Below are 24191 nucleotides of genomic sequence, written 5' to 3'. Positions count from 1 at the left end.
TTATTCGCAGCCACGTGCTTTGTTCAATCTGTTTGATGATGGGCAGAAGCAACGCCTGTTCTCGAACATTGCAGCAGCCATGGGCGGTGTGCCGGGCTTTATCGTCGAACGTCAGTTGGCGCACTTCAAGCTCGTACATCCTGATTATGAAGCCGGTGTGCGTGCGGCGCTCAAGACGGCGCACGGATACTAAAGCACGTTTTAATCTGATTAAATCAGATCGACGTTCTCACCATAAGTTTAACGCGCATCTTATCCGAAAACCGTTCCAAACTTTTCGGAATGCGCGTTAATGCAGACTTTCTAAATAAAATAATTTATCAAAAATTACATCTACTTGGTGATTTTGACATCGCCAACTAAGTAATATTTATCTTGTAGGAAAACTTATGTTTAAAAAATTAACGGCCGAGTTTATCGGCACATTCTGGCTTATATTCATTGGTTGCGGTTCCGCGATTGTTTCCGCAGCATTCCCTAATCTTGGGATTGGTATTTTAGGCATAGCTTTTGCATTTGGTCTGAGCCTCATGACGATGGCTTATTCACTTGGTGGAATTTCAGGTGCCCATCTCAATCCCGCAGTGTCGCTGGGATTGGCTGTTGCGGGCAAATTTCCAGCCAAATCTCTGGTTCCCTACTGGATAGCTCAGGTAGCAGGCTCGGTTGTTGCCGCTGGCGTTCTCTACATCATCGCCACTGGCAAAGCCGGGTTTGAAATCGGCGGTTTTGCAAGCAATGGCTACGGTGAACTATCACCGGATCACTACAATATTCTTTCCGCCGCGATCGCTGAAACTGTTTTGACGGGCATGTTCATCTTTGTCATCCTGAGCACAACATCGTCGCCTGCATTAGAAAGTATCGCACCGATTGCCATCGGCTTGTGCCTTACAGCGATAATTCTGATGTCTGGACCAATTGCAAACACATCTGTCAATCCAGCTCGGTCAACAGGTGTTGCGCTATTTGCCGCTGTTCCAGCTCTTAGCCAACTTTGGCTTTTCTGGGCGGCGCCATTACTTGGTGGTGTCCTAGGTGGAAGCGTTTGGAAACTTCTGTTCTCAAAATAAAATACTCTTGTAGTATATCAATACAGAGTGACCTTCTTGTTTTAGAAGGTCATTCTGACAGTTAATTAGCATAATTCTCAACGGTCGAGCGTATTGGGGCGGGGCGCTGAACGCGTTGCATAGTCAGGCGATCTGCCGGGTAGAAAATAAACTTCAAAAGATTGCTCTCGAGAGGCAGTTTCACTGGCAATTTTACCTCTAGAAAGGTTTTTTAACGATGAGTTCGACGTTTAAATCCTCCGGTACCCCCAGTCGATAGGCTCTGTCCAGCGCGGGATCATTCATTGCGAGTTCAAGGCTCAGTGCTGCAAGCGACGCTGCTGTTTGGGGGCCTTCGCGAATGATTGAATCAGGCGATGAATGATCTATAATTGTGCCGAAGATTGATAGGGTGCCGTCACGATTGTCAAAAATTTCAATCGTTCTTGATTGCTGTGGGTAATCGATATGTGCTGCGGTGTTAACCTCCCAAAATCCGTGCTGGTTATTTCGGGGGTCGTAATGACTCCAGATACGGTTGCAGTGCGTATGACCGTTCACCCAGAGCACAACATTTGGAAAGCGGGACAGCAGTGCAATGAACTCGGCTCCACCGATACGGGTGTTGTCAGGCTGGCCAGCTGGCGCACGCTTGAGATTATCAAATGTAATCGAATTATGATGAGAGAAGATAACGATGATCGCGTCTTTATTTGCTGAATTAACGATTGATCCGTCAGTCGCATAATATTTTGACGAATTTTCCGTCAATTGGCGTTCCAGCCATTCGGCCTGAGGCGTATCAAGTGAGCCGTCAGGGCCGCCATTCGGATTGGTAGAATCAAGCATTATGCCGATGACGCCATCCGCCATATTGAATGTATAGTAGGCTGTCTGCTGGGCTAGATTGTCAGTTGAAAACCCGTGGCCGACGGGGCCGTAAGCGCCTGCCGCATCGAGATGTTTCTGTATAAATTCTTCCTTTGAAAAAGGGCGGCGATTTATCGACGGGACCGTATCCATGGATGGCAGGGAAGACATCAGTTCCTGTATTTGCGCGTTTGTTCCCTGAGTGACTGCGCCAATAAACATTTCAGGCGGCATCGCTTTGGGTAAGGCCGTGACCACCCGGTTCGAGACGCTTAGCGCGGATATGAAATCTGTGATGTTTCCCGCGCCAAAAACGCCATAGTCAAGCTGATCATGATTTCCAAAACCAGAATACCATGGCATTTTGAAACCTTCTGCTTTTACGGGTTGGCTTACCGCAGCTAAAAAGCCTTCGATTTCAGGGTAGCCAAATGCCCGTTTCCACAAATCGTCTTTATGTCCGTTGGATACGGGCTCTGGATGCCAGTAAGCATCGTAAGTTTCTTCGGTAAGGCCATGATTGCCCTGGACGCCGACATATTCCGTTCCGCTGGCGGACATGGTGGCCCATTCGCCATTCAGCAGTGCCAAGACGGTTTCAAGTTCGTGCATGGCGCGCGTATCGGCACTGTCACCGGTTGATATGGCAAAATCAAACTTTCGCCCGGAAACAGGCCCTTTGGCAAGGGCGTTCAAACGCCTGATCATCGCATCGAGCACATGCACTGTGAGCGTTTCTTGAGGGCGCCACGCGTTCGCCAACGGTGCCCCGTCAATGTTGCCATTTGGTCCACCATATTGGCGCATAAATGCCGCATGTCCCGGCGAAGAGGCATCAATAATATGCAAGTCTGTTATCTGGACAAAGGAAACAAGTGCTTTTCTGCTTTTCTCTCTGCCGTCAAATGCTTCTGACAGGTCTTGTCGCACGATAATAGGCCAGCCGTTATCGACAGCCGTTTTGCGATATGGTTTCCCTTTTTTTAGGTAATCGCCTGGAACAACAGATTCCTCCAGAGTGGTAACAGCTTCAGCGTAAAAGCGGCTCTGCGCCATGGCATTGTGGGAGGCGCAGCCACACACGGCAAAGGGTGCAGCACAACTCGCTTTTATAAAATTCCGACGCGAAAGAGCAAAATTAGTAAAAGAATATGATTTGATGCTCATAAAAATCTCTCTAGATCATGAAAACTGTCACGATGTTGACCATTTTTTGAATGATTAGGTCTATTTTTTGTTGTATTTTAATTTCAATAACAATCTGTGTATAAAAAATATTTTTTACTTGTTATTATTTAAGTATTATATAATATACATATGCGCGTTGTTCTAAGGGATTTAAGTTGCGATCTGAAACGACGCTGCTCGCAGTAAAACATCAAAAATATCTGGAAAAGCAATGGCCTCGGTGTGAAGCCCACTTGCCATGAAACTGGTAAAATGAGCACGCAGATGCCGACTGTATTATTGGAACATAAACAGCCGGCATCGAGAATGAACCGCATTCGCTGAGAGCGTGGTCTTGTCGGTGCGATGCGCCTGGGTGTTTTATCCGCCCGAAGCTGGCTCCCAGTTTTGGGGGACATGGAGCAATTGCGGAAACATGCATTCTACAAAACGCGCAGCGGTTGGCTGTGGCTCGTGATTGGCCAATCCAGGTCGCTCGTTGGCTTCGATGAACACATAATCAGGCGTTTCAGGTGATTTCACCATGAAATCAATTCCCACAACCGGGATGTCGATTGCGCGGGCAGCCTTGCAGGCGGCTTCGACGAGAGACGGATGCACCATTGCCGTTACATCGTGAATCGTGCCTCCCGTATGGAGATTGGCCGCTTTGCGCACGGTGATTTCGTGTGCATCCGCGAGAATATCGTCAAGCGTAAGCCCCTGCTGCTCAAGGCAACGTCTGGTCTCGGCATCAATTGGAATCCGGCTTTCACCGCCTGTTGCTGCAAGACGGCGACGTGACTGGACCTCGATGAGCCGTCGGATCGTGGATTTGCCATCGCCGATCACCCGCGGCGGGCGGCGTATCGCCGCCGCCACCAGCTTAAAGTCGATAATAACCAGCCGAAGATCATCGCCCTCAAAACAGGCTTCGAGCAACACCTGGTCGCACACTTCGCGTGCTTGCTTGATGGCGGCGCGCAAGTCTTTCATCGTCGTTACGCCGACTGAAATTCCACGCCCCTGTTCCCCGCGCGCGGGCTTTACGACCAGTTTATCGTGCTTTGCGAGAAAGGCTTCGAGCGTCTTGTCTTCGGCGTTTGCTGCTATCTGCTCGGGCACACTCAGGCCCGCTTTTGCGACGGTTCTGCGCGTGACGGCCTTGTCATCACAGATGGACATGGCAACACCCGATGTCATTTCCGAAAGGCTCTCGCGGCAATGGATCGAACGCCCGCCATGGGACAGGCGAAAAAAGCCGCCTTTGGCGTCTGTAATATCGACATGCACGCCGCGCCTTAGCGCTTCATCGACGATAATCCGCGCATAGGGGTTGAGCGCGCCAATTGCGTTGATCGGTTGCGCAAAGAATTTTTCGTTGATCGCGTTCTTGCGTTTGATCGTGAAAAGCGGAACGCGGCGGAATTTCAATTTTTCATAAAGGCGGATTGCATTGTCATTGTCGTATAGCACTGACAAATCCACGTGATTAAGCCCGCGTGCCTGAAAATGCTCGGCAAGCTTGCGCACAAGCTTTTCGCCAATACCCGGCTGTCGCGCCTGCGGATGCACGGCAAGGCACCAAAGTGAGCCGCCCTGATCCCTGTCGTTAAACAAACGTTGGTGATTGATGCCGGTGACAGTGCCGACAATTTCGCTGCTCGCGTCATCCTGCGCAACAAAATAGGTGACGGCTCGATTATCGCGTTCACATGAGAAGAAATCCGGGCGCAATTGCACCATGCCGCAGGCCGCATAAACGGCATTGATTCCGTCTGCATCGATTTCCGACACAGCGCGGCGAATGCTGATGCCACGCGTCTGGCGACCGCCGGCACGATAATTGGACAGATCAAGCCGGTAAGTGTGCGATGGATCGAGAAAGATTTCCTGCGGTGCCTGTGACAACAGCACATGCGGATCGCTGACATAAAACAGAATATCCCGGCTGGCCGGTGCTTCGGCGCGCAAGGCCTCAATGATTGCCTCGTTGCTTTCAAAGGTTTGTGCAAAAAGCAATCTGCCCCAACCGCAATCAAGCATCACATTGCGGTTGGTGGTGTCACTCGCGCCCTGCGCGTTGCCGTTTGAATGCTCCTGATAAAACCCTGCGCCTTCGGGTGTGCGCAGCCTTGTCAGCCTGTGCGAGAAAGCGTTTCTCCCTCTTGCTTTCTGCCGGGTCATGTCAACCTCACTTGTCTTTTTCATCTTAGGCCTCCCCATTTCAGGCCTCTTGCGTCTGAAGCCACATTTCCAGAAGTCCAGCCTGCCAGAGTTCTGAACCGCGCAACGGTGTGATGTGCTCCGACGGGTTCGCAAACAGACGATCCAGATAATCGCGCTGGAAAAGTCCGCGTTCGCGCGCCTTTTGCGATGAAAGCGCATCGCGCAGCATATCGAGATAGGGGCCAGCGATATATTTAAGCTGCGGCACCGGGAAATATCCCTTCTTGCGGTCGATCACAGCACTTGGGACGATCTTGCGTGCGACATCTTTCAAAATGCCTTTGCCGCCGTCGCGCAGCTTTTCCTCAGGTGGCATACGTGCGGCAAGCTCGACCAGTTCGTGATCAAGAAACGGCACCCGCGCTTCCAGACCCCAGGCCATGGTCATATTGTCGACGCGCTTGACCGGGTCGTCGACCAGCATGATATTGCTGTCGAGACGAAGTGCGCGGTCAACCGGCGTATCAGCGCCATCGCGCAGCAAATGCTCTTCGATGAGATCACGGCTATAGTCGCGATCTGTCATCCAGTCGGGCGATAGCTGGGTTTTAAGCACATCATGCGAGCGGTCACAGAATGCCTTGGCATAATCGCTGACCACATCATTGGAGTCGACCAATGGCGGATACCAGTGATAGCCCGCGAAAACCTCGTCAGCCCCCTGACCGGATTGTACGACCTTGATATGCTTGGAGACTTCCTTGGAAAGCAGATAGAATCCGACATTATCATAGGAAACCATGGGTTCCGACATGGCGGCAATGGTGCCGGGAAGCGCATCCATCAGATCAGAAGACGGGACAAATATCTTGTGATGGTCTGTGCCGAAATGTTTGGCGATAAGGTCGGAATAGACGAACTCGTCGCCTTTTTCGCCGTTGGCTTCTTCAAAACCGACAGAAAAGCTCATCAGTCCGGCCTGACCGGCTTCTGCAAGCAGGCCGACAATCAGGCTCGAATCCACACCGCCTGACAGAAGAACGCCAACCGGAACGTCGGAGATCATGCGGCGCTTTACGGCCAAGCGCAATTTATCAAGAAGCTGCTCTTGCCATTCTTCACGGCTGATGGCGTTGTCGCTTGGCCGACGGCTGTGCGGGGGCTGCCAGTAGATACGGTCGCGAAATTCACCATTGGCCTGATAAACGCGAATGGTGGCTGCTGGCAGCTTGCGCACGCCATTATAGATGGTGCGCGGCGGTGGCACCACCGCATGAAAACTCATGTAATTATGCAAGGCTGCGCGGTCGATTGACGTGTCGATGCCACCAGCCTTAACCAGCGCTGGAAGCGTTGATGCAAAGCGCAATGCGCCATTGACTTGCGCAAGGTAGAGCGGCTTGATGCCAAAACGGTCACGGGCAAAGATCAGTTTGCCGGTATCGCGCTCATGGATGGCAAAGGCGAACATGCCGTGAAAACGCGAAACGCATTCCTCGCCCCAGGCATGCCACGCCTTGATGATCACTTCTGTGTCGCCATCGGAGAAAAAGCGATAGCCCATCGCTTCAAGTTCCGTGCGCAATTCCCGGAAATTATAAATACACCCATTAAAGACGACGCTTATACCCAGATCTGCGTCGATCATGGGCTGCTGGGATTTTTCAGACAGATCAAGGATCTGCAATCGCCGATGTCCGAAACCGACATGACCACGCACCACGATGCCAGATGCATCTGGACCTCTGGGCGCAAGGCAGTCTGCCATTTTCGAGATTGCCGAAACCGATGGTGTTGCACCATCGAACCTGACTTCTCCGCAAATTCCACACATAAAAAGGGTCGAAACCTCCATTGTAGTAACAACAAATGAGGCCGTCGTATGAGTGTATCGACGGCCTGCACATATTGCTAATGCGCGTGCGCCGGGATGGTTCCGAAATTTTTGCTTTTTACGGATTTTGGCTTTTTGACAGCAGTTTTGCCTTGGAAATCATGTATTCTTCGGCTGAAATCATGTGTTCTAGGGCTATTTTGCGCGCATCTTCGGGGCGGTTTTCAATCAAAGATGCCAAAAGGCGATGCTGAAACAACAGGCCTTCCTCGCGCGAGCTGGGTGTGGGATCGGCATAAATTGCGCGGGCGAGGGGCATATCACGCAGCAGCTTATGGGTAAGGCGGCAGATAAATCCGAGAAGCCGGTTGGGGCAACGTTGTGCAAGCTCGCTGTGAAAATCGAGCTCTGCTACGCGCTGCTGAAACTGATCATCAAGATTTTTCGGCGCGCGGTCGTAAAACCGCATCGTGCTTTCCAGCCTTTCCAGATCGGAACTGTCCAGCTTGCCTGCAAGCGATGCCGCAATTTCCGGCTCAAGCAGCTTGCGTATGGCATAAATCTCTTCAAGACCCGGTTGATCGAAGAAAAAATAATGTCCCAGCATTTCCATAGCATGTTCCGCCGATGGTTCGGCTACGAAAACACCGCCGCCGGGGCCGGTCCGCGTGAACAGCAGGCCCTGGGTTTCAAGCGCTTTCATCGCTTCGCGCACTGTCCCTTTTGCCGCCTTGAATTGGTCAATCAGGTCTTTTTCCTGCGGCAGCCGGTCACCGGGTTGCAGGCCTTCTGTCTGAATGACATGCCGGATACGCTCAGCAATCACCTCGGGCCGTCGCTTCGCTTTGCCTGGCGAAGCAGCATGAAGTTTGGTGCGGCTGTTTTGGGCCATGCCTTGCTACTCTCTTTTTATACGCGGCGCGCTATCGATAAGCTGACGTGTATAGGCATGTTGCGGGTTGGTAAAAAGGTCTTCCGCCGTGGCTTCCTCGACTATTTTCCCATAATACATCACAGCCACGCGGTCACTGATCGCCTCAACAACCGCAAGGTCGTGACTGATGAAAAGATAGGACAGGCCAAATTCCTGTTTCAACGCATCAAGCAACAGCAGCACTTGTGCCTGAACCGAGACATCGAGCGCACTAACCGGCTCATCAAGAACGATGATTTCAGCATTTGCTGCAAGTGTTCGGGCTATGGCGATGCGCTGCGCCTGTCCACCGGAAAACTCATGCGGATAACGTGATAAGGTGTCTTTGGGCATTTGAACGGCGTCGAGCAGCTCTTCCATGCGCCTTTGGCGCTGGCCTTGCTCAAGCCCCCCAAGAAGTTTCAGCGGCGTTTCGAGGATTTGTCGGATGGTCTTGCGCGGGTTAAGCGAAGCAACCGGGTCCTGAAACACATACTGAATAACTTTGCCAAAAGCCCGTGGTCCGGAACGTCGAAGAGCGCTTGCATCCTGACCGGCAATTGTCATTGTTCCATCGCTTGGGTCTGTCAGGCCCACCAGCATGCGCGCCAAAGTGCTTTTGCCGGAACCACTCTCGCCGACAATGGCCAGGGTTTCACCACGTGCCAGAGTAAGCGAGACTGACTTGACCGCTTCGACGGTGTGGCGCTGTTTGCCAAAAATTGTGCGTCCGCCACCAAAGGTTTTGCTCAGATTGTGCACGTTGATTGCTGCGTTTGTCATGTTGCAACCCCCCTCTGCTTATCATTGAACAGCTTTGCAACCCGGTCGTGAAAGCTCCCTCCCTGACCCAGTTCCGGCACGCAGGCAATCAGCCGCTTGGTATAGTTATGCTGCGGATCTGCGAGCACAGCCTTTGCGGTGCCTGTTTCAACGATTTCGCCATCCTTCATAACGGCAACGCGATCACAGATTTCAGAAACCACGCCAAAATCATGGGTGATGAACAACAGTGCCATACCCTGTTCGCGTTGCAGATCGCGCAGCAATTCGAGGATACGTGCCTGCACCGTGACATCAAGTGCGGTCGTGGGTTCGTCCGCAATGATAATATCGGGGTCGTTGGCAAGCGCCATAGCGATGCCGACGCGCTGGCGCTGACCACCGGAAAGCTGGTGCGGATAATGGTCTGCGCGCTCGGGAGCGTCGGGAATGCCGACTTTCTCAAGCAAAGCGATTGCCTGCCTTCGGCGTTCGGATGCGCTCATCGTGCTATGTGCGCCGATTGCTTCCTCTACTTGTTTGCCGATTGAATACATCGGATGCAGCGTGGTCAGCGGATCCTGAAACACATAGGCAACTTTGCTGCCGCGCGTTGCAGGCAGTTCGGTTTCCGTCATATTCAGCACGTCGTTCCCATCAAGATAGATGGCACCATTGCGGATCAATCCAGGCGGTGAGGCAACCAATCCCATGATGGAAAGCGCTGTCACGCTTTTACCAGAGCCGCTTTCGCCAATCAGGCCTAGGCATTCGCCACGATTGAGATGCAGCGATACTTGCTTGACCGCCGGTGTGTAGCTGCCATTGTTGACGAAGCCGGTTTCGAGTTTTTCAACGGCCAGAGTTGCGTCGGGCATCGCGGCTTTGGGCACGTTTCTGTTTTTGGCAATCGCGGTTCGTGAGCCGGGTCTTGCCAATGCACCGGAACGAAGCCGTGGATCGAGCACATCGCGGACGCCATCGCCCAGAACATTCAGGCTGATGACAATCAGAAAAATCATCAGGCCCGGCACAATGGAGACATGCGGTGCCGTGAACATTTGCGCGCGGCCTTCGCCAAGCATAGAACCGAGATCGGCTTGCGGTGGTTGTGCCCCAAGACCCAGAAAGCTCAAACCGGCTGTTTCAAGGATCATCCAGCCCGCCGTTGTCGACATGGTGATGACAATCACCGGCAACACATTTGGCAGCACTTCTGTGAGCAGAATTGAAATATGCCCCTTGCCTGAAAGCCGTGCGGCATCAACAAACTCACGATTGGCAAGGCCGAGTGCGGTGCCGCGCACATTACGCGCAAAGAAGGGAATATTGACGACCGCAATTGCATAAAGTGCATTCATCAATCCCGGCCCAAGGGCTGCGACGATTGCAAGCGCCAGCAGAATATAGGGGAAAGCCATCAACATATCGACGCCGCGCATCATCAGATTATCTGTGCGTCCGCCTGCATAACCCGCAACGATGCCAATGGTTGAGCCGATGATTGCGGCAATCAGCGTGGCTGCAAAGCCAACCGCAATCGAAACACGCGAGCCCCACAGAAGGCGGCTGAGAATATCGCGACCGAGCTGATCGGTGCCCAAAAGATGCCCCGCGCTAAAGACGGGTTGCAGCCTGTTGGCGGGTGCGGTCGCATCCGGGTTCGGCAGCGGCAGGATGGGCACGATGAGGATGAGAACGCAGATCAGTGCCAGCAGGAAAAAGCCAAAAGCTGCAAGACGATTGCTCATCAGCAATTGCCATGACGACAGACGTTCAGGCGTGTCCGAAACTGCGCTCATGTGCGTATCCTCGGATCAAGCATGGTCTGGATGACATCGGCAAGCAGATTAAACAGCACATAGCTGGCTGCTACGATCAGCACGCCGCCCTGCACAAGCAGGATGTCGCGGGTCGAAATCGCCTTGACCAGCATGGCGCCGATACCGGGCCATTGAAACACGGTCTCGATATAGACCGCGCCGCCCAGCACGAAGCCTGCCTGAATGCCGATAACGGGAATGACACTGACAAGGGCCGCACGAAAGGCATGTCCGTAGATCACGCGGCGCTCGTTCAGCCCCTTGGCGCGTGCTGTGCGGATATAATCCTGCCGCAGCACTTCAAGCATTGCACCGCGCGTTAATCGTGCAATCACACCAGCCGCAACCACGGCAAGGGTGGAAGCAGGCAGGATCAGGTGCCAGATGAGATCTTTGAGATCACCGCCGCCATAGACTGCATACATGCCTGATGCCGGAAGTATGCGCCAATGCACTGCGAAGAGATAAATCAACAGAAGGCCAAGCCAGAATGACGGGATCGAAATGCCTGCCAGAACGATGAAGGTGATGGTGCGATCTGCCCAGCCAAACTGACGAACGGCTGAGACAATGCCTGCGAAAAGCCCGAATATCGTGCAGAGCACGAGCGCAACGCCTGCCAGAATGAGCGTGGCATGAAACCGTTCCAGCACTTCATCAAGCACCGGGCGGTTCAACACGAAGGAGCGCCCGAAATCCCCATGCAGGAGGTTGCTGATCCAGATGAAATATTGCTGGATCAACGGCTTATCAAGACCGAGGTCGCGGTTGATCCGCTCGACATTTTCCGGCGTGGCATAAGAGCCGAGGAGGGCTGTTGCGGTGTCGCCGGGAATTGATGCCATCACCAGAAAGACGATGACCGATAGCCCGAAAAGCACGGGAATGACTGCGACGAGCCGCTTGAGGATATAGACTGGCATTGGCTCTCCTCCGCTTTATATTTTGCATCAAAGGCTTTGGCAAATTTGCGCCAGCCACATGATTGCTGGCGCAATGTTTTATTGCTTGGTTACATCTTTGAGATGCAGCAGGAACGAAGGTTGAAGCCTGAAATTCTGCACGGCTGCGGTGGTGACGGCGTTTTGTTTCCAGTTGGCAACGAAAAGCCATGGCGCATCGTCGTGAACAATCGACTGAATCTCGCCATAGAGCTTGCCGCGCTCCGCCTGATCGGTAGATGTACGTGCCTTGGTCAGCAATTCATCGACTTTGGGATTGGCATAATAGCCGGAGTTAAACCCGCCCTTGTCTGGCAATGCTTCGGTGCGCAGTGTGAGGAAGGGAACCGTATCCGGGTCATTGGTCATCCATGCCATTTCGGCCATGTCCGCCTTGCCATCAAGACCGGAATTCACACGGCCAAGGAAGGTGTTCCACTCGTAGGTTTCGATTTTCGCTTTAAAGCCTGCGGCCTGAAGATCGGCCTGAATGGCAGCACCCATATTGATCGGATCAAGCATCCCAGAGCCGCCTTCCGTGACATAGAAGGTCAATTCCGGATTGGTCTGACCTGCTTCCTGAAGCAGGGCTTTGGCTTTTTCGAGATCATAAGGATAAGGCTCGGTCGTATCGTTAACCCAGTTGAATGCAGGTGGCACGGGACCGGCCGCGACAGTTGCAGAGCCTTGCAGGACGTTATCGACCAAGCCTTGTTTGTTGACCGCGTAATTTGCGGCCTGACGGACTTTCTTATCTGCAAACGGACCGCTCTTCGTGTTGAGAATGTTAAACCACACATGGGGTCCGGCCCGTTCTGCGACAGCAAAATTCGCATCCTGTTTGAAGGTCGCAAGGTTATCCGGCGGCACCTCAACCATGATGTCGATACCGCCTGCCATCATTTCAGCGACGCGGGTATTGGCATCGGTGATAGGCCGGAAGACAATCGCATTGAGTGTCGGTGCCCTGTCCCAATAATCGGGATTACGCTCAACCACCACTCGCTGACCGGATTGCCATTCAGCAAATTTGAACGGACCGGTTCCCGATGGGTGGCGACCAAATTCAGCGCCATATTGCTCAATTGCGGTGGGCGAAACAATCAGCCCGGTTGGATAAGCAAGGTTTGAAAGAAACGGTGCGAAGGGTTCTTTCAGCTTGAACTCGACGTTTTGCGTATCGATGGCATTCACGCTTTCGATGGATTCAAAGTTGAAAGACAGCGGGAATGGACCGGTATTATAGAAAGGGTGATCCTTGTTCAGCATCCGCTCGAAGTTGAATTTGACCGCCTCGGCATTGAAATCGGAGCCGTCGTGGAATTTGATACCTTCTTTCAGCTTGAACTTATAGGTTTTTCCGTCATCTGAGATGGTCCAGCTTTCCGCAAGCGCTGGCTCAATCTCAAGCGTCCCATCCTTATAGCGCACCAGACCATCATAGACGTTTACAAGGATACGAAAATCATTGGTTGCTGTCACCGTATGAGGGTCGAGTGATTGTGGTTCGGCGATCTGCCCCACAATCAGCACATCGGGCGGTGTCTGCGCGCCAGCGTGAAATGTCGCTGAACCCAGAACCAGAGTGGCCGCGGTTAAAACGGCGCGAAATAACCTCTTCATCAGCGGTTCCTTTCGTTTGGCCATGTTTGCCTGCAAGTCTGTCTGGGTTAATTTATAGTGATAATATTGAGCAGATCAATAAATTATCATAATTAATTTACGCGCATGAAAAAGGCGGGATGAACCCGCCTTGCCAATGTCGTCGCCTGAATGGCTATTCTGTCGGCGTGTCTTCGGGCTTCAAATCCTGCTCAGCCGTGGTCGATGTCTGATGGGTGAAGCCCTTGAGCCCCTTGGTTGTTTCCTCAGCATCGCGCTTGATCTCGACATCACTCATTGCATAATGAACGCTCAGCTTTGCGATGGAGGTGAGTGCGCTCAAATGAATGCGCTCATAGCCATGCGAGGCATCCACACCAAAGGTCAGAAGCGCCGTGCGCACATCATGTCCGGCCTCGACAGCCGATGCCGCATCCGAGCGATAATAGCGGAAAACATCTTTCTGCACGGGGATATCGTGCTCGCCGCAGAGCTCGTATAGCTTTCGGGTGAGGTGATAATCGAACGGGCCAGTCTGGTCTGCCATGGCAAGCGTTACACCAAACTCCGATGAGTTCTGTCCGGGTGCGGTTGTGCCATTATCGATCGCCACAAGCGATGCTATTTCAGGAACAACGACAGCAGAAGCACCCGCTCCGACCTCTTCAGCAATCGTGAAAAGCCAATAGGTGTCAACGGGCGTTTCAATATTCAGGCGTTGCATGGCTTCAAGAGAAGCGAGCATGATGGCAACGCCGGCCTTGTCATCGAGATGCCGCGAAACAATAAACCCGTTGTCAATGAATTCCGGCATTGGATCAACGGCAACAATATCGCCCACATCAATGCCAAGTTCGATCAGGTCTTCCTTGTTGCGGGCAAGCGCATCCACGCGCAGCTCAATATAATTCCAGCCGACAGGGAGCGTATCCACTTCTTCATTAAAGGTGTGACCGGAGGCTTTCAGCGGCAGGATGGAACCCCGATAGATACCTTTGGAGGAAAAGATCGAAACGCGCGCACCTTCGGCAAAGCGTGCCGACCAGTTGCCAATTGAAACAAGCTCCAGCCGTCCGTTGGATTTCAGATACTTAACTTGCGCTCCGAGCGTGTCTAAATGGGAGACAATACCGCGCGCTGGTTTACGGGATTTTCCATTGCGACGTGCGCGGATCGCCCCGCGTCGCGTCAGAATGACTTCAAGGCCGAGCCGCTCCAGTTCGCGTGCAACAAAATGCACCGCTTCGTCTGTGAAGCCGGTCGGGCTTGGAATTGCTAGCAGGGCCGCTAATTTTTCGAGGAGATAGTTTTGATTGATCGCAATTTTGGTCATGTCTGATAATTTATTGGTAAGTTTTCAGACGTCAACTGTCGAATATAATTTAAATTTTTATACAGTCGTTCCGGCTTTATCGATTTTTCCCTGTGAAATATCTATAAATAACTAAAAAATATCAATCACTATAGAAGTTTTATATATTGAAAATATTCAATTAATTTACGTATTCTAATCATGTATTTTAAATATTTATTAGTTTAAATTGAAATTATATCTAATTATTTAACATATTTGCTTATTTAGTGAAATAGTCGATTTTGTTAAATATTCAGACACCGGTTTTGTATAAGAGAGTTGAGCGCAATAGCCGTGGGGAATAGTCCTGATGTTGAGCATTCGTAATGGCAATGACAGGCTCTTTATTGCGCTCGCGGCCATTCTGGGAATTTTAATTACTCTTATGCTCGGCCAAATTGAGCTGGTGCGTCTGTCTTATGCTCGACTGAATGATTATCGCGATAACGTGCTGTCCAATGCAGTTGATGTCGCCCATGATGGGCGCAATACGCTTGCTTTAATCAATAGCAGTGATCGCGAACCGTGCTCGGATGAGGATTTAACAGAAATCCGCCGTCTTGCATTTAAGGCACCGTTTTTACGCGATGTTGGGCGTGTGGAAAACAACCGGATCATCTGTACGGCGCTCTGGGGGCGTTTCTCTCCGCCGGAAGTTTTGCCGCAACCAGATCGCGTGGTGGACAATGGACATCATTTGTGGGCGAATGCATCCAATATAGGCAAGCACTCCGGCAATGTGGATATGGTCGCGAGGGGATCAGCCATCGTCTTCACATCGCCGATTGCATTCGCTCTACACGAGAAAGCAGATGCAAATTTGAGTGCACATGTGATCAGCCGCGACGGCCATTACATCTATCGTTCATTTGGTGATGTCAGTCATCTGCAGACGGATATGCCGCACCAGCTTGCATGGTATGATTTAAGGTCTCGCCGTCTTGTTTCGCGATGCGATGACGATTTTGATATCTGTGTGATTGCAAGTCTTACCGGGGTCAGCGTGTTACAGCAGCCGGTTGGCGTATTGCTGGCAATTGCAGGCTTTGGGGCACTGGTTGGTGGAGGAGGGGGGCTTGCTGCGGTTCGCTGGCGGCGGGGATATGCATCACTGCCTCAGCAGATAAAGCGGTCAATTGCTACGGAACGCATGAGTGTTGTTTATCAGCCACTGGTAAGGCTGCATGATGAGAAAGTGATTGGCGCTGAGGTGCTGGCGCGCTTGCTTGATGATCTCCATAACTCCATTTCACCGGACGTTTTCATTCCGATCGCCGAGAAGCTTGGTATCATCGGGGATGTAACGCGTCTTATCATACGCAATGCGCTGAAAGAGATGCAGCCTTTTCTGAAAAATAATGGCAATTTTTATTTGAGTATCAATGTGTCTGCGGAAGATGTTCTCGACACTGAATTGCGTGTTTTTCTGGAAAATGAAGTGAAGCGCCATGGCTTGTCACCATGCCAGATCATTTTGGAAGTGACGGAACGTTCAACGGCACATCATAGCCATCTCATTGAAAAGATGAAGTCGTTTCGAGAGAGTGGTTACGAGTTTTTCATTGATGATTTTGGAACAGGCTATTCCAATCTCGCTTATCTGGCAAAGCTTCCAATCAGCGGTATTAAGATCGATAAAATGTTTACGCAGGCAATTGGAACAGAGGCAGTCAGCGCTGAAATTGTCGAGAATATCTGTAGCATTGCGCGTCGCCTCGACTTGAAGATTGTTGTCGAGGGGATCGAAAAGCCGGAGCAGGCCGCTTATGTGTTAAAGCTCCACCCGGATGCTGTCGGTCAGGGTTGGCTGTTTGGACGCCCGGTGCCAATTGCTAATTTCAGTCTGAAACGAGGCAAAGAAAGCTGACTGGCTATGGCGATTGAATGCTCTGAGTTGTTAAAGGTTTCAACCGGCGCACAGTGTTGGTGTTCAACGGTGTCGCGGGCTGGTCAAATGGAAGCGCGGGAAGATTTCCATATTGAGATAGTCTTCATCGAAGCTGGAAATTTGCGTGAGGGCCGGCTTGTTGAGAAATTCAACAAGATTGTTGCGAAAAGTCAGCAAGCCGTCGCTACGCAGCTCCCGTAACATACGGTTGATATGAATGGCGGTTAGCCCCAGTGCATCGCCAAGCTCTGTCTGGGTGAGGGGGCAAAAAAAGGAAACCGCATTGCCCGTGCCGTTTAAACGCGCGCGATGCCCGAGTTCAAGCAATAGATGCGCCACACGTACCAGCCCGCTGCGCCGCCCGATGCTGATGACATGTTCAACAAGAATGGCGCGCTGTCGCGCCATCAGCTCTATAAAAGTCATGGCCAGGCGCGGCGATTTCACAAGACATTCCGTCAGGTGGTCGAGAGAAAGTTCAAAAACGGACATTTCGGTCACCGAAATCAAAGTGTAGTAATTAAAGCCGATGCCCGTGCGGAAGCCCAGAAAATCACCTTTCATGGGAAAGTCGAGTATCTGGCGATCTCCATCGGCCAGATCACGATAGATACATCCCCAGCCGCTCTTGATAATGTGAAGCGAGTTTGCCCAGTCGCCCTGACTGCTGACGATGGTGTGGGGTGCATAGGTTTTCACCAATACGGGCAGCGCACCAAGAACGTTAAAGTCGTTTTCTTCAAAAACCGCACCAATTGGCGGGCTCTCCAGAAAATGGCGCAGTGTTTTTGAATCGTCAACATTCACAATCATTGGCATTCGTCCTGCCGCCGCCCAAAAATTGGAGATTGCTTCTTTAGCGATTCGATTTTTAGTGATCGTTTGGGGGCCGAAGCGCTTCCATAAATGTCGGCGAGCGCTCCTATTTTGACAAGGTAGTAATTTCTACCACTAATTGCGTATATTTATAATATTTCCCTAAACCATATTTCACGTAATTGCCTAATCTAGGTTAATGACACTGTTTTAAAATTCGGGCAATCTTCTGGTTAACAAAATAAAAAATAAGAATTGATTACGAGGTTTAAAATAAACCTCTCGGAAATCATAAACAGGTGGCCGCTGCGCTTAACTCATTGCGTTTTAAGAGCAATGAATCGTGCGCTTAAAAGGGGCTAGAGGGCAAAAAGATGAACGTTTCTCCGAGTTTTAACAGCAGAACCAGCGAAAATAATAATAAAAGCCAGGTTATCGCGAAAGATTCATCATCAAAATCAGCAGATTCTTTTGATGGTATTCTACCGTTACTTGTTATCATCGATAACCGTGCATTGGATCGTGAATGCCTTGCACATGGGCTCAACAACCACAGTATTGAAATGTCGATTGCCACGTTCAGTTCGTTTGAACAATGGCAGCATCAGCGGCGTGGACGCACTGTCCGCGCGGTCCTTTTCAACATTGGTGGTCAGAAGGTTTCGGACCCTGCGGTCGGCAATTATCTCAACCGCATCGTCAATGATTGCGCGCCCGCTCCGGTGATTATTCTTGCGGACAAAGAAGATATTTCGCAGGTTCTCAAAGCGCTCGATTATGGTGTCAAAGGGTATATCCCGACCTCTGTCAATGTGAATGTCTGCGTGGAAGCGCTGCGGCTTGCCATGGCTGGCGGCACCTTTGTTCCTGCCAGCAGTGTGCTGGCTCTTCGTCACGCGACCGACCCCAATTCGCACCGGCTCCAGCCTCTGGGTGGTATGTTTACCCTGCGTCAGGCGGAAGTGGTCAATGCGCTGCGTCGCGGCAAGGCGAATAAGATTATTGCGTATGAGCTCAAGCTTCGTGAAAGCACGGTCAAGGTCCATATCCGCAATATCATGAAGAAGTTGAAGGCGTCCAACCGGACAGAGGTTGCCTGCATTATCAACGAGATGTTCCCTTCGGAAACATCCTTTTCCGATCTGCAATAAGCGTCGACCGTCCCCACCGCACAATCTTAACCAATTGTTTTAACGCGCTTCTTACCCGAAGATCATTTCGGATGCCTCGGGCTGCGCTTTAAAGGAGATTTCTTGTGATCATCTCCGATGTTTCATCAGGGAGTGCGCGTCAGCCGCTGGCTGAGCTGCTTGAAACCGTAAAACGAAGAAAACTCTTGCTGATCGTCCCTGTCGTGGCGGGAGCATGCATCGGCTTTGCAGGTTACCTCACGGCACCTGTCAGCTATGTGTCGGAATCGGTACTGGTGCTCGATATGCGACGCGTGCAGGCGCTTCCAAATGAGAGCGCGATTACACCTTTGCCACAGGACAGCCCGGTTCTGCGGTCTGAACTTGATATTATCAGTTCGCGCATGATGGCACGCAAGGTTATCGACATTCTGCAGTCTGAAAATATTTTCGTACCGACGGAGTTTCGTTCGCGCACGGTGCTTTCTTCTGCGGCACACAGTGCGACGCAGGACAGGGGCGCGCGAGACGTCGATGCGGTTGCGCGCGAAAGGCAGCGCATTGATCTTCTGCTTTCTCGTTTGCGCGTCAACAATGATGGGCGTTCCTATACGATTTTCATTTCTTATCGCGCATCCGATCCGGTTTATGCGGCCCAGGTCGCCAATGCTTTTGTGACGGCTTATCTTGAACATCAGATTGATGTGCAGCAATCGGCTGCGCGACGTGTCAGTGAATGGCTCGGCGAAAAGCTTGTGACATTGCGCAGCAATCTTGAAGATGCCGAGCGTGCTGCTGAAGATTTCAGACAGAAATCGCGCCTTGCCGGTGATCCGGGCCAGATCAGTTTTCAGGCGCAGCGGGTCGCCGCATTGAACACCGAAATTGTGGCTGCAACAGGTGCGGTATCGCTTGCCGAAGCACGGCTTCGTACAGCAGAGTCTCTTAAAAACAAAAATGAAGCGCCAGCCCTGACCGAGGTTCTGGCGTCGCCTGCCATTCAGTCCCTGCGCAACGAACAGGCGCGGGTCGAGCGCCAGCTGGATGAACTGCGCTCAAACGGGGCCTTGAAGAGTGCTGAAATCCCGGTTCTTGTAGCGGAGCGTGAGGCGCTCAAGCAGCAGATCACTGCGCAGGTTGATGAAATCACCAAAAGTCTCGGCAATGAAATTCAGATTGCCCGGCAACGGCGCACAGGGCTTGAAGCTGCGCTCAAGAGCGCTGAGGCAGAACTGGGCGAGGCCAATAAGGCGCAGGTCAAAGCCGTGCAGCTTGACCGTGAAGCCAATGCAAGCCGCACGGTCTATGAGAGTTATCTTACGCGTTACAAGCAACTCATCGAGCAGGACGGCATTGCGGTGCCCGAAGCACAGATGATTTCGGCTGCCGAACCCGCCATGGCCAAAGCCAGCCCCAACCTTGCAAACTGGCTGTTGCTGGGTTTGGGGCTTGGCGCAATGGTATCGCTCTTGGGTACTGTATTGCGGGAGACCTTCGACAAAATTCGTCCGGCACAAACCGCTTCCTTTACGCTGCCCGGAATTCCGGCTGCAACTTTGCTGCCGCTTTCTAACCAGCTGACTGTGCCGCTTCTCGTCAACCGTGGACTTGATCCGACCAGTGCTTTCGGACGTGCAATAAAATCGGTGCATGATCGTTTGCGCATGCTCACGCGTGGCCGCGATTCACTGGCTCTTTCCGTGGTGTCTCTCACTGAGAATGAGGGGAAAACGCTGCTTATAACAGCACTCGCCCAACAATTTGCGGCATCGGGTGTGGCCGTCGCCGTGATCGATGCCACCAACCGGCATTCGCGGCTTTCCGAAGCGTTCGGGCTGCCCGGAACTGGCTATGGGGGCGTTTCAACGGATCGCCAGATTGCAGGCGCAACGCTTATTCATGATCACGGTTCGGGGATCGACATCATTACGCCGGGCGATCATCTGCGGGAGGGAGATTGGCTTGCAGAACTGATTTCTCAATTGCGTGCGGATCACAAGATTATCCTCGTCGATCTGCCTGCCGTAATGGAAGACAAGCGCGCGGTTCTGCTCTCGCGGGCAACCGATACCACGCTTCTGGTCGTGCAACCGGGGCACAAGGATCAACATGCAAATCATGCGCTGATCCAGACAATGGCGGCAATGGGCCGCAAACCTGCGCTTGCTGTGGTGAACCAGGTTTCGACCTCCTATCGAAGCTGGATCAATATTGTCTGGGCTTATTGCCGACCCATGGGCAGACGAGCAGGGGCATTTCTGCGCGCCGCAATAAAGCGGCGCAACAGAGCTGCTGATAACGCCCAAGATAGGGCCTGAGGGTTCAAAAATGCTAAAGAGATCAAGCATATCCAGACACGCTCGTTTGATGGCGCAATTCCGGGCGACGATGCTGTCAGGCTTTATCATTCTTGGTGTGGGCCATGTCGTGCACGCACAAACGGTGGCACCAGCACAGGCTTATCGCGTGAGCCCGAATGATGTTTTGCAGGTGACCGTTTATGGCCAGCCATCGCTCACCGGGCTTTATCCTGTCGATGTGGACGGCAATATTGGCTATCCGGTGGTTGGAAATATCAATGTCAGCGGCCTGACAACCCCGCAGATCAGTGAAAAAATCGGAAGCGTGCTTTCACAACACATTCCGGGACTGACCGTGACGGCGACGATCAATCAATATGCGCCGGTTTTCATCGTTGGCGATGTGAAGGCTCCGGGGAAATATGAATTTCGCCCGGGAATGGTTGCGCTTCAACTGATGGCGCTGGGTGGCGGGGCTGGCAAAGGCGAAGCGCCTGCGGTGACAGCGGGCATGCAGCTTATCACGGCGCAACAGGAATATGCCGATTTGCAAATGCAGATCACCACAACAAACATCCGCCGGGTGCGTCTTCAGGCCGAGCTTAACGGGGTTGATTTTAAATATGACCTGCCGGATCAACCGGGTGGCAATAAACAGGCGACTGCGCTGAGTCAGCATATGCTGGATGGTGAAAAGACCCTGTTCAATGTGCGTCGCAGCAATCTGGCGGCGGAGCGTCAGGCACTGGAAGCGCAGGTTGCAAGCTATGGCGACGAAATCCAGACGCTGCAGCAAAGTATCAAGCTTCACGATGCAGAAATTCAATTGCTGCAAGAAAATGTTGAATCAAGCAAATCCCTTGTTGATCGTGGACTGGCTGCGAAATCCAATCTTCGCGATATGGAACGCGATCTTTCGGCAACCCGCCGGGATGCACTGGAACTGGGATCGTTTCTGGCCCGTGCAAGACAAAATCAACTCGCAGTTCAACAGCGGATCGCCAATCTGGAAGAAATGCGCAAAAGCGAGGCGGCAAACAGTTTGCAGGAACTGGATCTTAACATTGCGCGTATGGAATTGCGTGCCAATGCACAACTTCAAACCATGGCTGAAATTGCCAAGTCATCTGGTAATATTTCATCGTCAGATATGCGCCGCAAACTGGTCTTCACCATCAGCCGCAATGTCAGCGGCGCCTTTGAAGATATTGTTGCCAATGAACGCACCGAAATCAAACCCGGTGATATTCTGCGCGTTGAGCTGGATATGAGCCAATTAACCGGTTCACCGTCATAACGCACTGATTTGAAAATCACTGAACCAAAAGGCGCTTCACATTCATGAAGCGCCTTTTTTATATTTGGTGCGGAGCCTTTCACGCTGCGATGGACGCCGCACCGTCTTTGACCCAGGCTTGATAAACCTTTGCAATGCCATCTCTGAGGCGAATATTCGGCTTCCAGCCCAGCGCATGCATCCTGGATGTGTCCAGAAGCTTGCGCGGGGTTCCATCGGGTTTGCTCAGATCATGGTCCAGCCTGCCTTCAAAACCCACAACATCAGCGATCGTCAAGGCAAGCTCGCGGATCGAAACCTCTTCACCGGAGCCGATATTTATGGGCTCAATGCTGTCGTTGAATTGCAGCAAATGCACACACGCATCCGCAAGATCATCGACATGAAGAAATTCGCGCAAGGGCTTGCCACTGCCCCAAAGCGTGATGTGATCGTAACCGTTGATCTTCGCTTCATGAATGCGGCGCATCAGTGCCGGCAAAACATGAGACGTGTTGAGATCGAAATTATCGTTGGGCCCATAAAGATTGGTCGGCATGGCGGTCATGAAATGATTGCCAAACTGCCGCGAACAGGCTTCCGCATATTTCAATGCCGCGATTTTTGCGATGGCATAGGCTTCATTGGTGGGTTCCAGTGCCCCCGTTAGAAGTGCGGATTCGGTGAGCGGTTGTTGCGCATCACGGGGATAGATGCAACTTGATCCAAGCCAGAGCAGGCGCTTCACATTTGAGACATGGGCCGCATGAATGACATTCATGCCGATGGCGAGGTTGTCGTAAAGAAAATCTGCCGGATATTCAGAATTTGCGAGAATGCCCCCGACCCGAGCCGCTGCAACAATGATAACATCGGGTTTGTGATGCGCAATGAATTGCTCCGTCGCACTCTGTCGTGTCAGATCAAGATCATGATGTGCGATGGTTATGAGGTCACAATCTTCCGATTGAAGACGTCGCAAAATTGCCGACCCCACCATGCCGCTGTGACCGGCAACGAATATTTTCTTGCCCGACAGCGCATAGACAGGGCGAGGCATTTCATTAGCCATAGAAATCATTGCGCCCAGCCTCCCGCATGATGTTGCGCATATCCCAGTCAACCATTTCGGTGACGAGATTTTCAAAGCCGGTGGTGTGCTGCCAGCCAAGCCGGTTCTTTGCCTTGGAAGCATCGCCCAACAGAAAATCGACTTCGTTGGGGCGGAAATAGCGTGGGTCGATCTCAATCAGGCACTGCCCGGATTTTCGGTCGAGGCCGATCTCGTCAACGCCATCACCATGCCATTCGATGTGCTTGTCCACGGCTTTGAACGCGTGCTCAACAAATTCACGCACTGTATGGGTTTCGCCCGTGGCGAGCACATAATCATCGGCCACATCTTCCTGCAAAATGCGCCACATGCCTTCAACATAATCGCGGGCATGGCCCCAGTCGCGTCGCGCGTTCAGATTGCCAAGCCGCAATTTGTCCTGAAGCCCCCGTTCGATGGCAGCAACCGCGCGTGTGATCTTACGTGTCACGAATGTTTCGCCGCGCAGTGGGCTTTCATGGTTGAACAAAATACCGTTTGAGGAATGAAAGCCGTAGGCCTGGCGATAATTAACTGTCGTCCAATAGGCATAAAGCTTTGCGGTGGCATAGGGACTGCGCGGCGCAAACGGTGTTTGTTCGCTCTGGGCATCGGGCGAGCTGTTGCCGAACAGTTCGGATGTTGATGCCTGATAGAAGCGGCATTTATCGCCCAACCCCAGAATGCGCATGGATTCAAGCAGGCGCAACGTCCCCAGTGCATCTGCATTGGCCGTATATTCCGGCGTTTCAAAACTCACCTGAACATGGCTTTGTGCACCAAGATTATAGATCTCGTCGGGACGCACTTCCTGAATGACACGGCATAGATTGGTCGCATCGGTCAGGTCGCCAAAATGCAGCTTGAACCGGATCTCCTCCTCATGAGGGTCCTGATAGAGATGGTCGATACGCGAAGTATTGAACGAAGAAGACCGCCGTTTAAGCCCGTGCACCCGATATCCCTTGTTGAGCAGAAGCTCACTGAGATAGGCACCATCCTGTCCAGTCACGCCAATGATGAGAGCTGTCTTTTCCTGCAAGGTCTTTCCTCCGACCAGAGTTCGATACAGCCATGATAGCGATTTGAGCGCCCGGCATAACGGCTTCAAAACGGTATGCGAGGCGCTTTCCATTCCACTTAGGATGAGCATGACAAAGCGCGGAGCACGCGCTGTATCAACAAAAGAAGTAGGCATCTC

General features: G+C 52.0%; 18 protein-coding genes. 6 read left to right on the top strand and 12 right to left on the bottom strand.

Features of this window, described 5'->3' with window-relative positions:
* Nucleotides 1-193 (top strand): catalase-related domain-containing protein (locus tag ABE527_RS18260; protein WP_499697832.1); only part of this gene is annotated, 193 nt, incomplete at its 5' end.
* 196 nt (nt 194-389) lie between these two features.
* Complete coding sequence (aqpZ, locus tag ABE527_RS18255) at nt 390-1073, top strand: aquaporin Z (protein ID WP_499697831.1); 684 nt, start codon at nt 390-392, stop codon at nt 1071-1073.
* Nucleotides 1074-1271: 198 nt separating this feature from the next.
* Here aqpZ and ABE527_RS18250 read toward each other — a convergent pair whose 3' ends face one another.
* From ABE527_RS18250 to ABE527_RS18210, 9 genes are all read right to left on the bottom strand, one after another.
* Nucleotides 1272-3089: a TIGR03767 family metallophosphoesterase gene (locus tag ABE527_RS18250; RefSeq protein WP_499697830.1), complete on the bottom strand. Its 1818-nt coding sequence runs from the start codon at nt 3087-3089 to the stop codon at nt 1272-1274.
* Between the two features lie 381 nt (nt 3090-3470).
* Entirely contained in the window at nt 3471-5300 is a 1830-nt protein-coding gene (gene ngg / locus ABE527_RS18245) for an N-acetylglutaminylglutamine synthetase (protein WP_265986465.1), read from the bottom strand.
* A 16-nt stretch (nt 5301-5316) separates the two neighbouring features.
* Nucleotides 5317-7092 (bottom strand): N-acetylglutaminylglutamine amidotransferase, encoded by a 1776-nt coding sequence (locus ABE527_RS18240; RefSeq protein ID WP_265986464.1) that lies wholly within the window; start codon nt 7090-7092, stop codon nt 5317-5319.
* A 118-nt stretch (nt 7093-7210) separates the two neighbouring features.
* The gene (locus tag ABE527_RS18235) at nt 7211-7984 is read right to left on the bottom strand and encodes a FadR/GntR family transcriptional regulator (RefSeq protein ID WP_265986463.1); all 774 of its coding nucleotides are present in this window, start codon (nt 7982-7984) and stop codon (nt 7211-7213) included.
* A 6-nt stretch (nt 7985-7990) separates the two neighbouring features.
* Entirely contained in the window at nt 7991-8788 is a 798-nt protein-coding gene (locus tag ABE527_RS18230) for an ATP-binding cassette domain-containing protein (RefSeq protein ID WP_499697829.1), read from the bottom strand.
* Complete coding sequence (locus tag ABE527_RS18225; RefSeq protein WP_499697828.1) at nt 8785-10569, bottom strand: dipeptide/oligopeptide/nickel ABC transporter permease/ATP-binding protein; 1785 nt, start codon at nt 10567-10569, stop codon at nt 8785-8787. The genes ABE527_RS18230 and ABE527_RS18225 overlap by 4 nt, the downstream gene beginning before the upstream one ends.
* A complete protein-coding gene (locus tag ABE527_RS18220; protein WP_499697827.1) occupies nt 10566-11513 on the bottom strand; it encodes an ABC transporter permease in 948 nt (315 codons plus the stop codon). Before ABE527_RS18220 ends, ABE527_RS18225 begins: the two co-directional genes overlap by 4 nt.
* A 78-nt stretch (nt 11514-11591) precedes the next feature.
* Nucleotides 11592-13154, bottom strand: a complete 1563-nt coding sequence (locus tag ABE527_RS18215; protein WP_499697826.1) for an ABC transporter substrate-binding protein — start codon at nt 13152-13154, stop codon at nt 11592-11594.
* A gap of 154 nt (nt 13155-13308) precedes the next feature.
* The gene (locus tag ABE527_RS18210) at nt 13309-14466 is read right to left on the bottom strand and encodes an osmoprotectant NAGGN system M42 family peptidase (RefSeq protein ID WP_265986458.1); all 1158 of its coding nucleotides are present in this window, start codon (nt 14464-14466) and stop codon (nt 13309-13311) included.
* Nucleotides 14467-14797: 331 nt separating this feature from the next.
* On the opposite strand from ABE527_RS18210, the gene ABE527_RS18205 reads away from it, so the two are divergent.
* Entirely contained in the window at nt 14798-16354 is a 1557-nt protein-coding gene (locus tag ABE527_RS18205) for an EAL domain-containing protein (RefSeq protein ID WP_499697825.1), read from the top strand.
* Between the two features lie 63 nt (nt 16355-16417).
* Here the strand turns inward: ABE527_RS18205 and ABE527_RS18200 are convergent, their stop codons facing one another.
* Complete coding sequence (locus tag ABE527_RS18200; protein WP_265986456.1) at nt 16418-17188, bottom strand: Crp/Fnr family transcriptional regulator; 771 nt, start codon at nt 17186-17188, stop codon at nt 16418-16420.
* A 377-nt stretch (nt 17189-17565) separates the two neighbouring features.
* Here ABE527_RS18200 and ABE527_RS18195 point away from each other — a divergent pair, with 377 nt between their 5' ends.
* The 3 genes from ABE527_RS18195 (at nt 17566) to ABE527_RS18185 (ending at nt 21918) form a co-directional block, all read left to right on the top strand.
* Nucleotides 17566-18342 (top strand): response regulator transcription factor, encoded by a 777-nt coding sequence (locus tag ABE527_RS18195; RefSeq protein ID WP_265986455.1) that lies wholly within the window; start codon nt 17566-17568, stop codon nt 18340-18342.
* Between the two features lie 104 nt (nt 18343-18446).
* A complete protein-coding gene (locus ABE527_RS18190; RefSeq protein WP_499697824.1) occupies nt 18447-20639 on the top strand; it encodes a GumC family protein in 2193 nt (730 codons plus the stop codon).
* Nucleotides 20640-20649: 10 nt separating this feature from the next.
* Entirely contained in the window at nt 20650-21918 is a 1269-nt protein-coding gene (locus ABE527_RS18185) for a polysaccharide biosynthesis/export family protein (RefSeq protein ID WP_499697823.1), read from the top strand.
* Between the two features lie 79 nt (nt 21919-21997).
* Here ABE527_RS18185 and ABE527_RS18180 read toward each other — a convergent pair whose 3' ends face one another.
* On the bottom strand, nt 21998-22978 hold the full coding sequence (locus ABE527_RS18180) for a GDP-L-fucose synthase family protein (protein WP_499697822.1): 981 nt from the start codon (nt 22976-22978) through the stop codon (nt 21998-22000).
* Nucleotides 22962-24032: a GDP-mannose 4,6-dehydratase gene (gene gmd / locus ABE527_RS18175; protein WP_499695257.1), complete on the bottom strand. Its 1071-nt coding sequence runs from the start codon at nt 24030-24032 to the stop codon at nt 22962-22964. The genes ABE527_RS18180 and gmd overlap by 17 nt, the downstream gene beginning before the upstream one ends.
* Between the last annotated feature and the right edge of the window lie 159 nt (nt 24033-24191).

Source organism: Brucella sp. TWI432 (assembly GCF_039674445.1).
Taxonomy (GTDB): domain Bacteria; phylum Pseudomonadota; class Alphaproteobacteria; order Rhizobiales; family Rhizobiaceae; genus Brucella; species Brucella chromiisoli.
The sequence above is the reverse complement of the archived record's forward strand: the minus strand, read 5'-3'. Positions and strand labels throughout refer to the sequence as shown.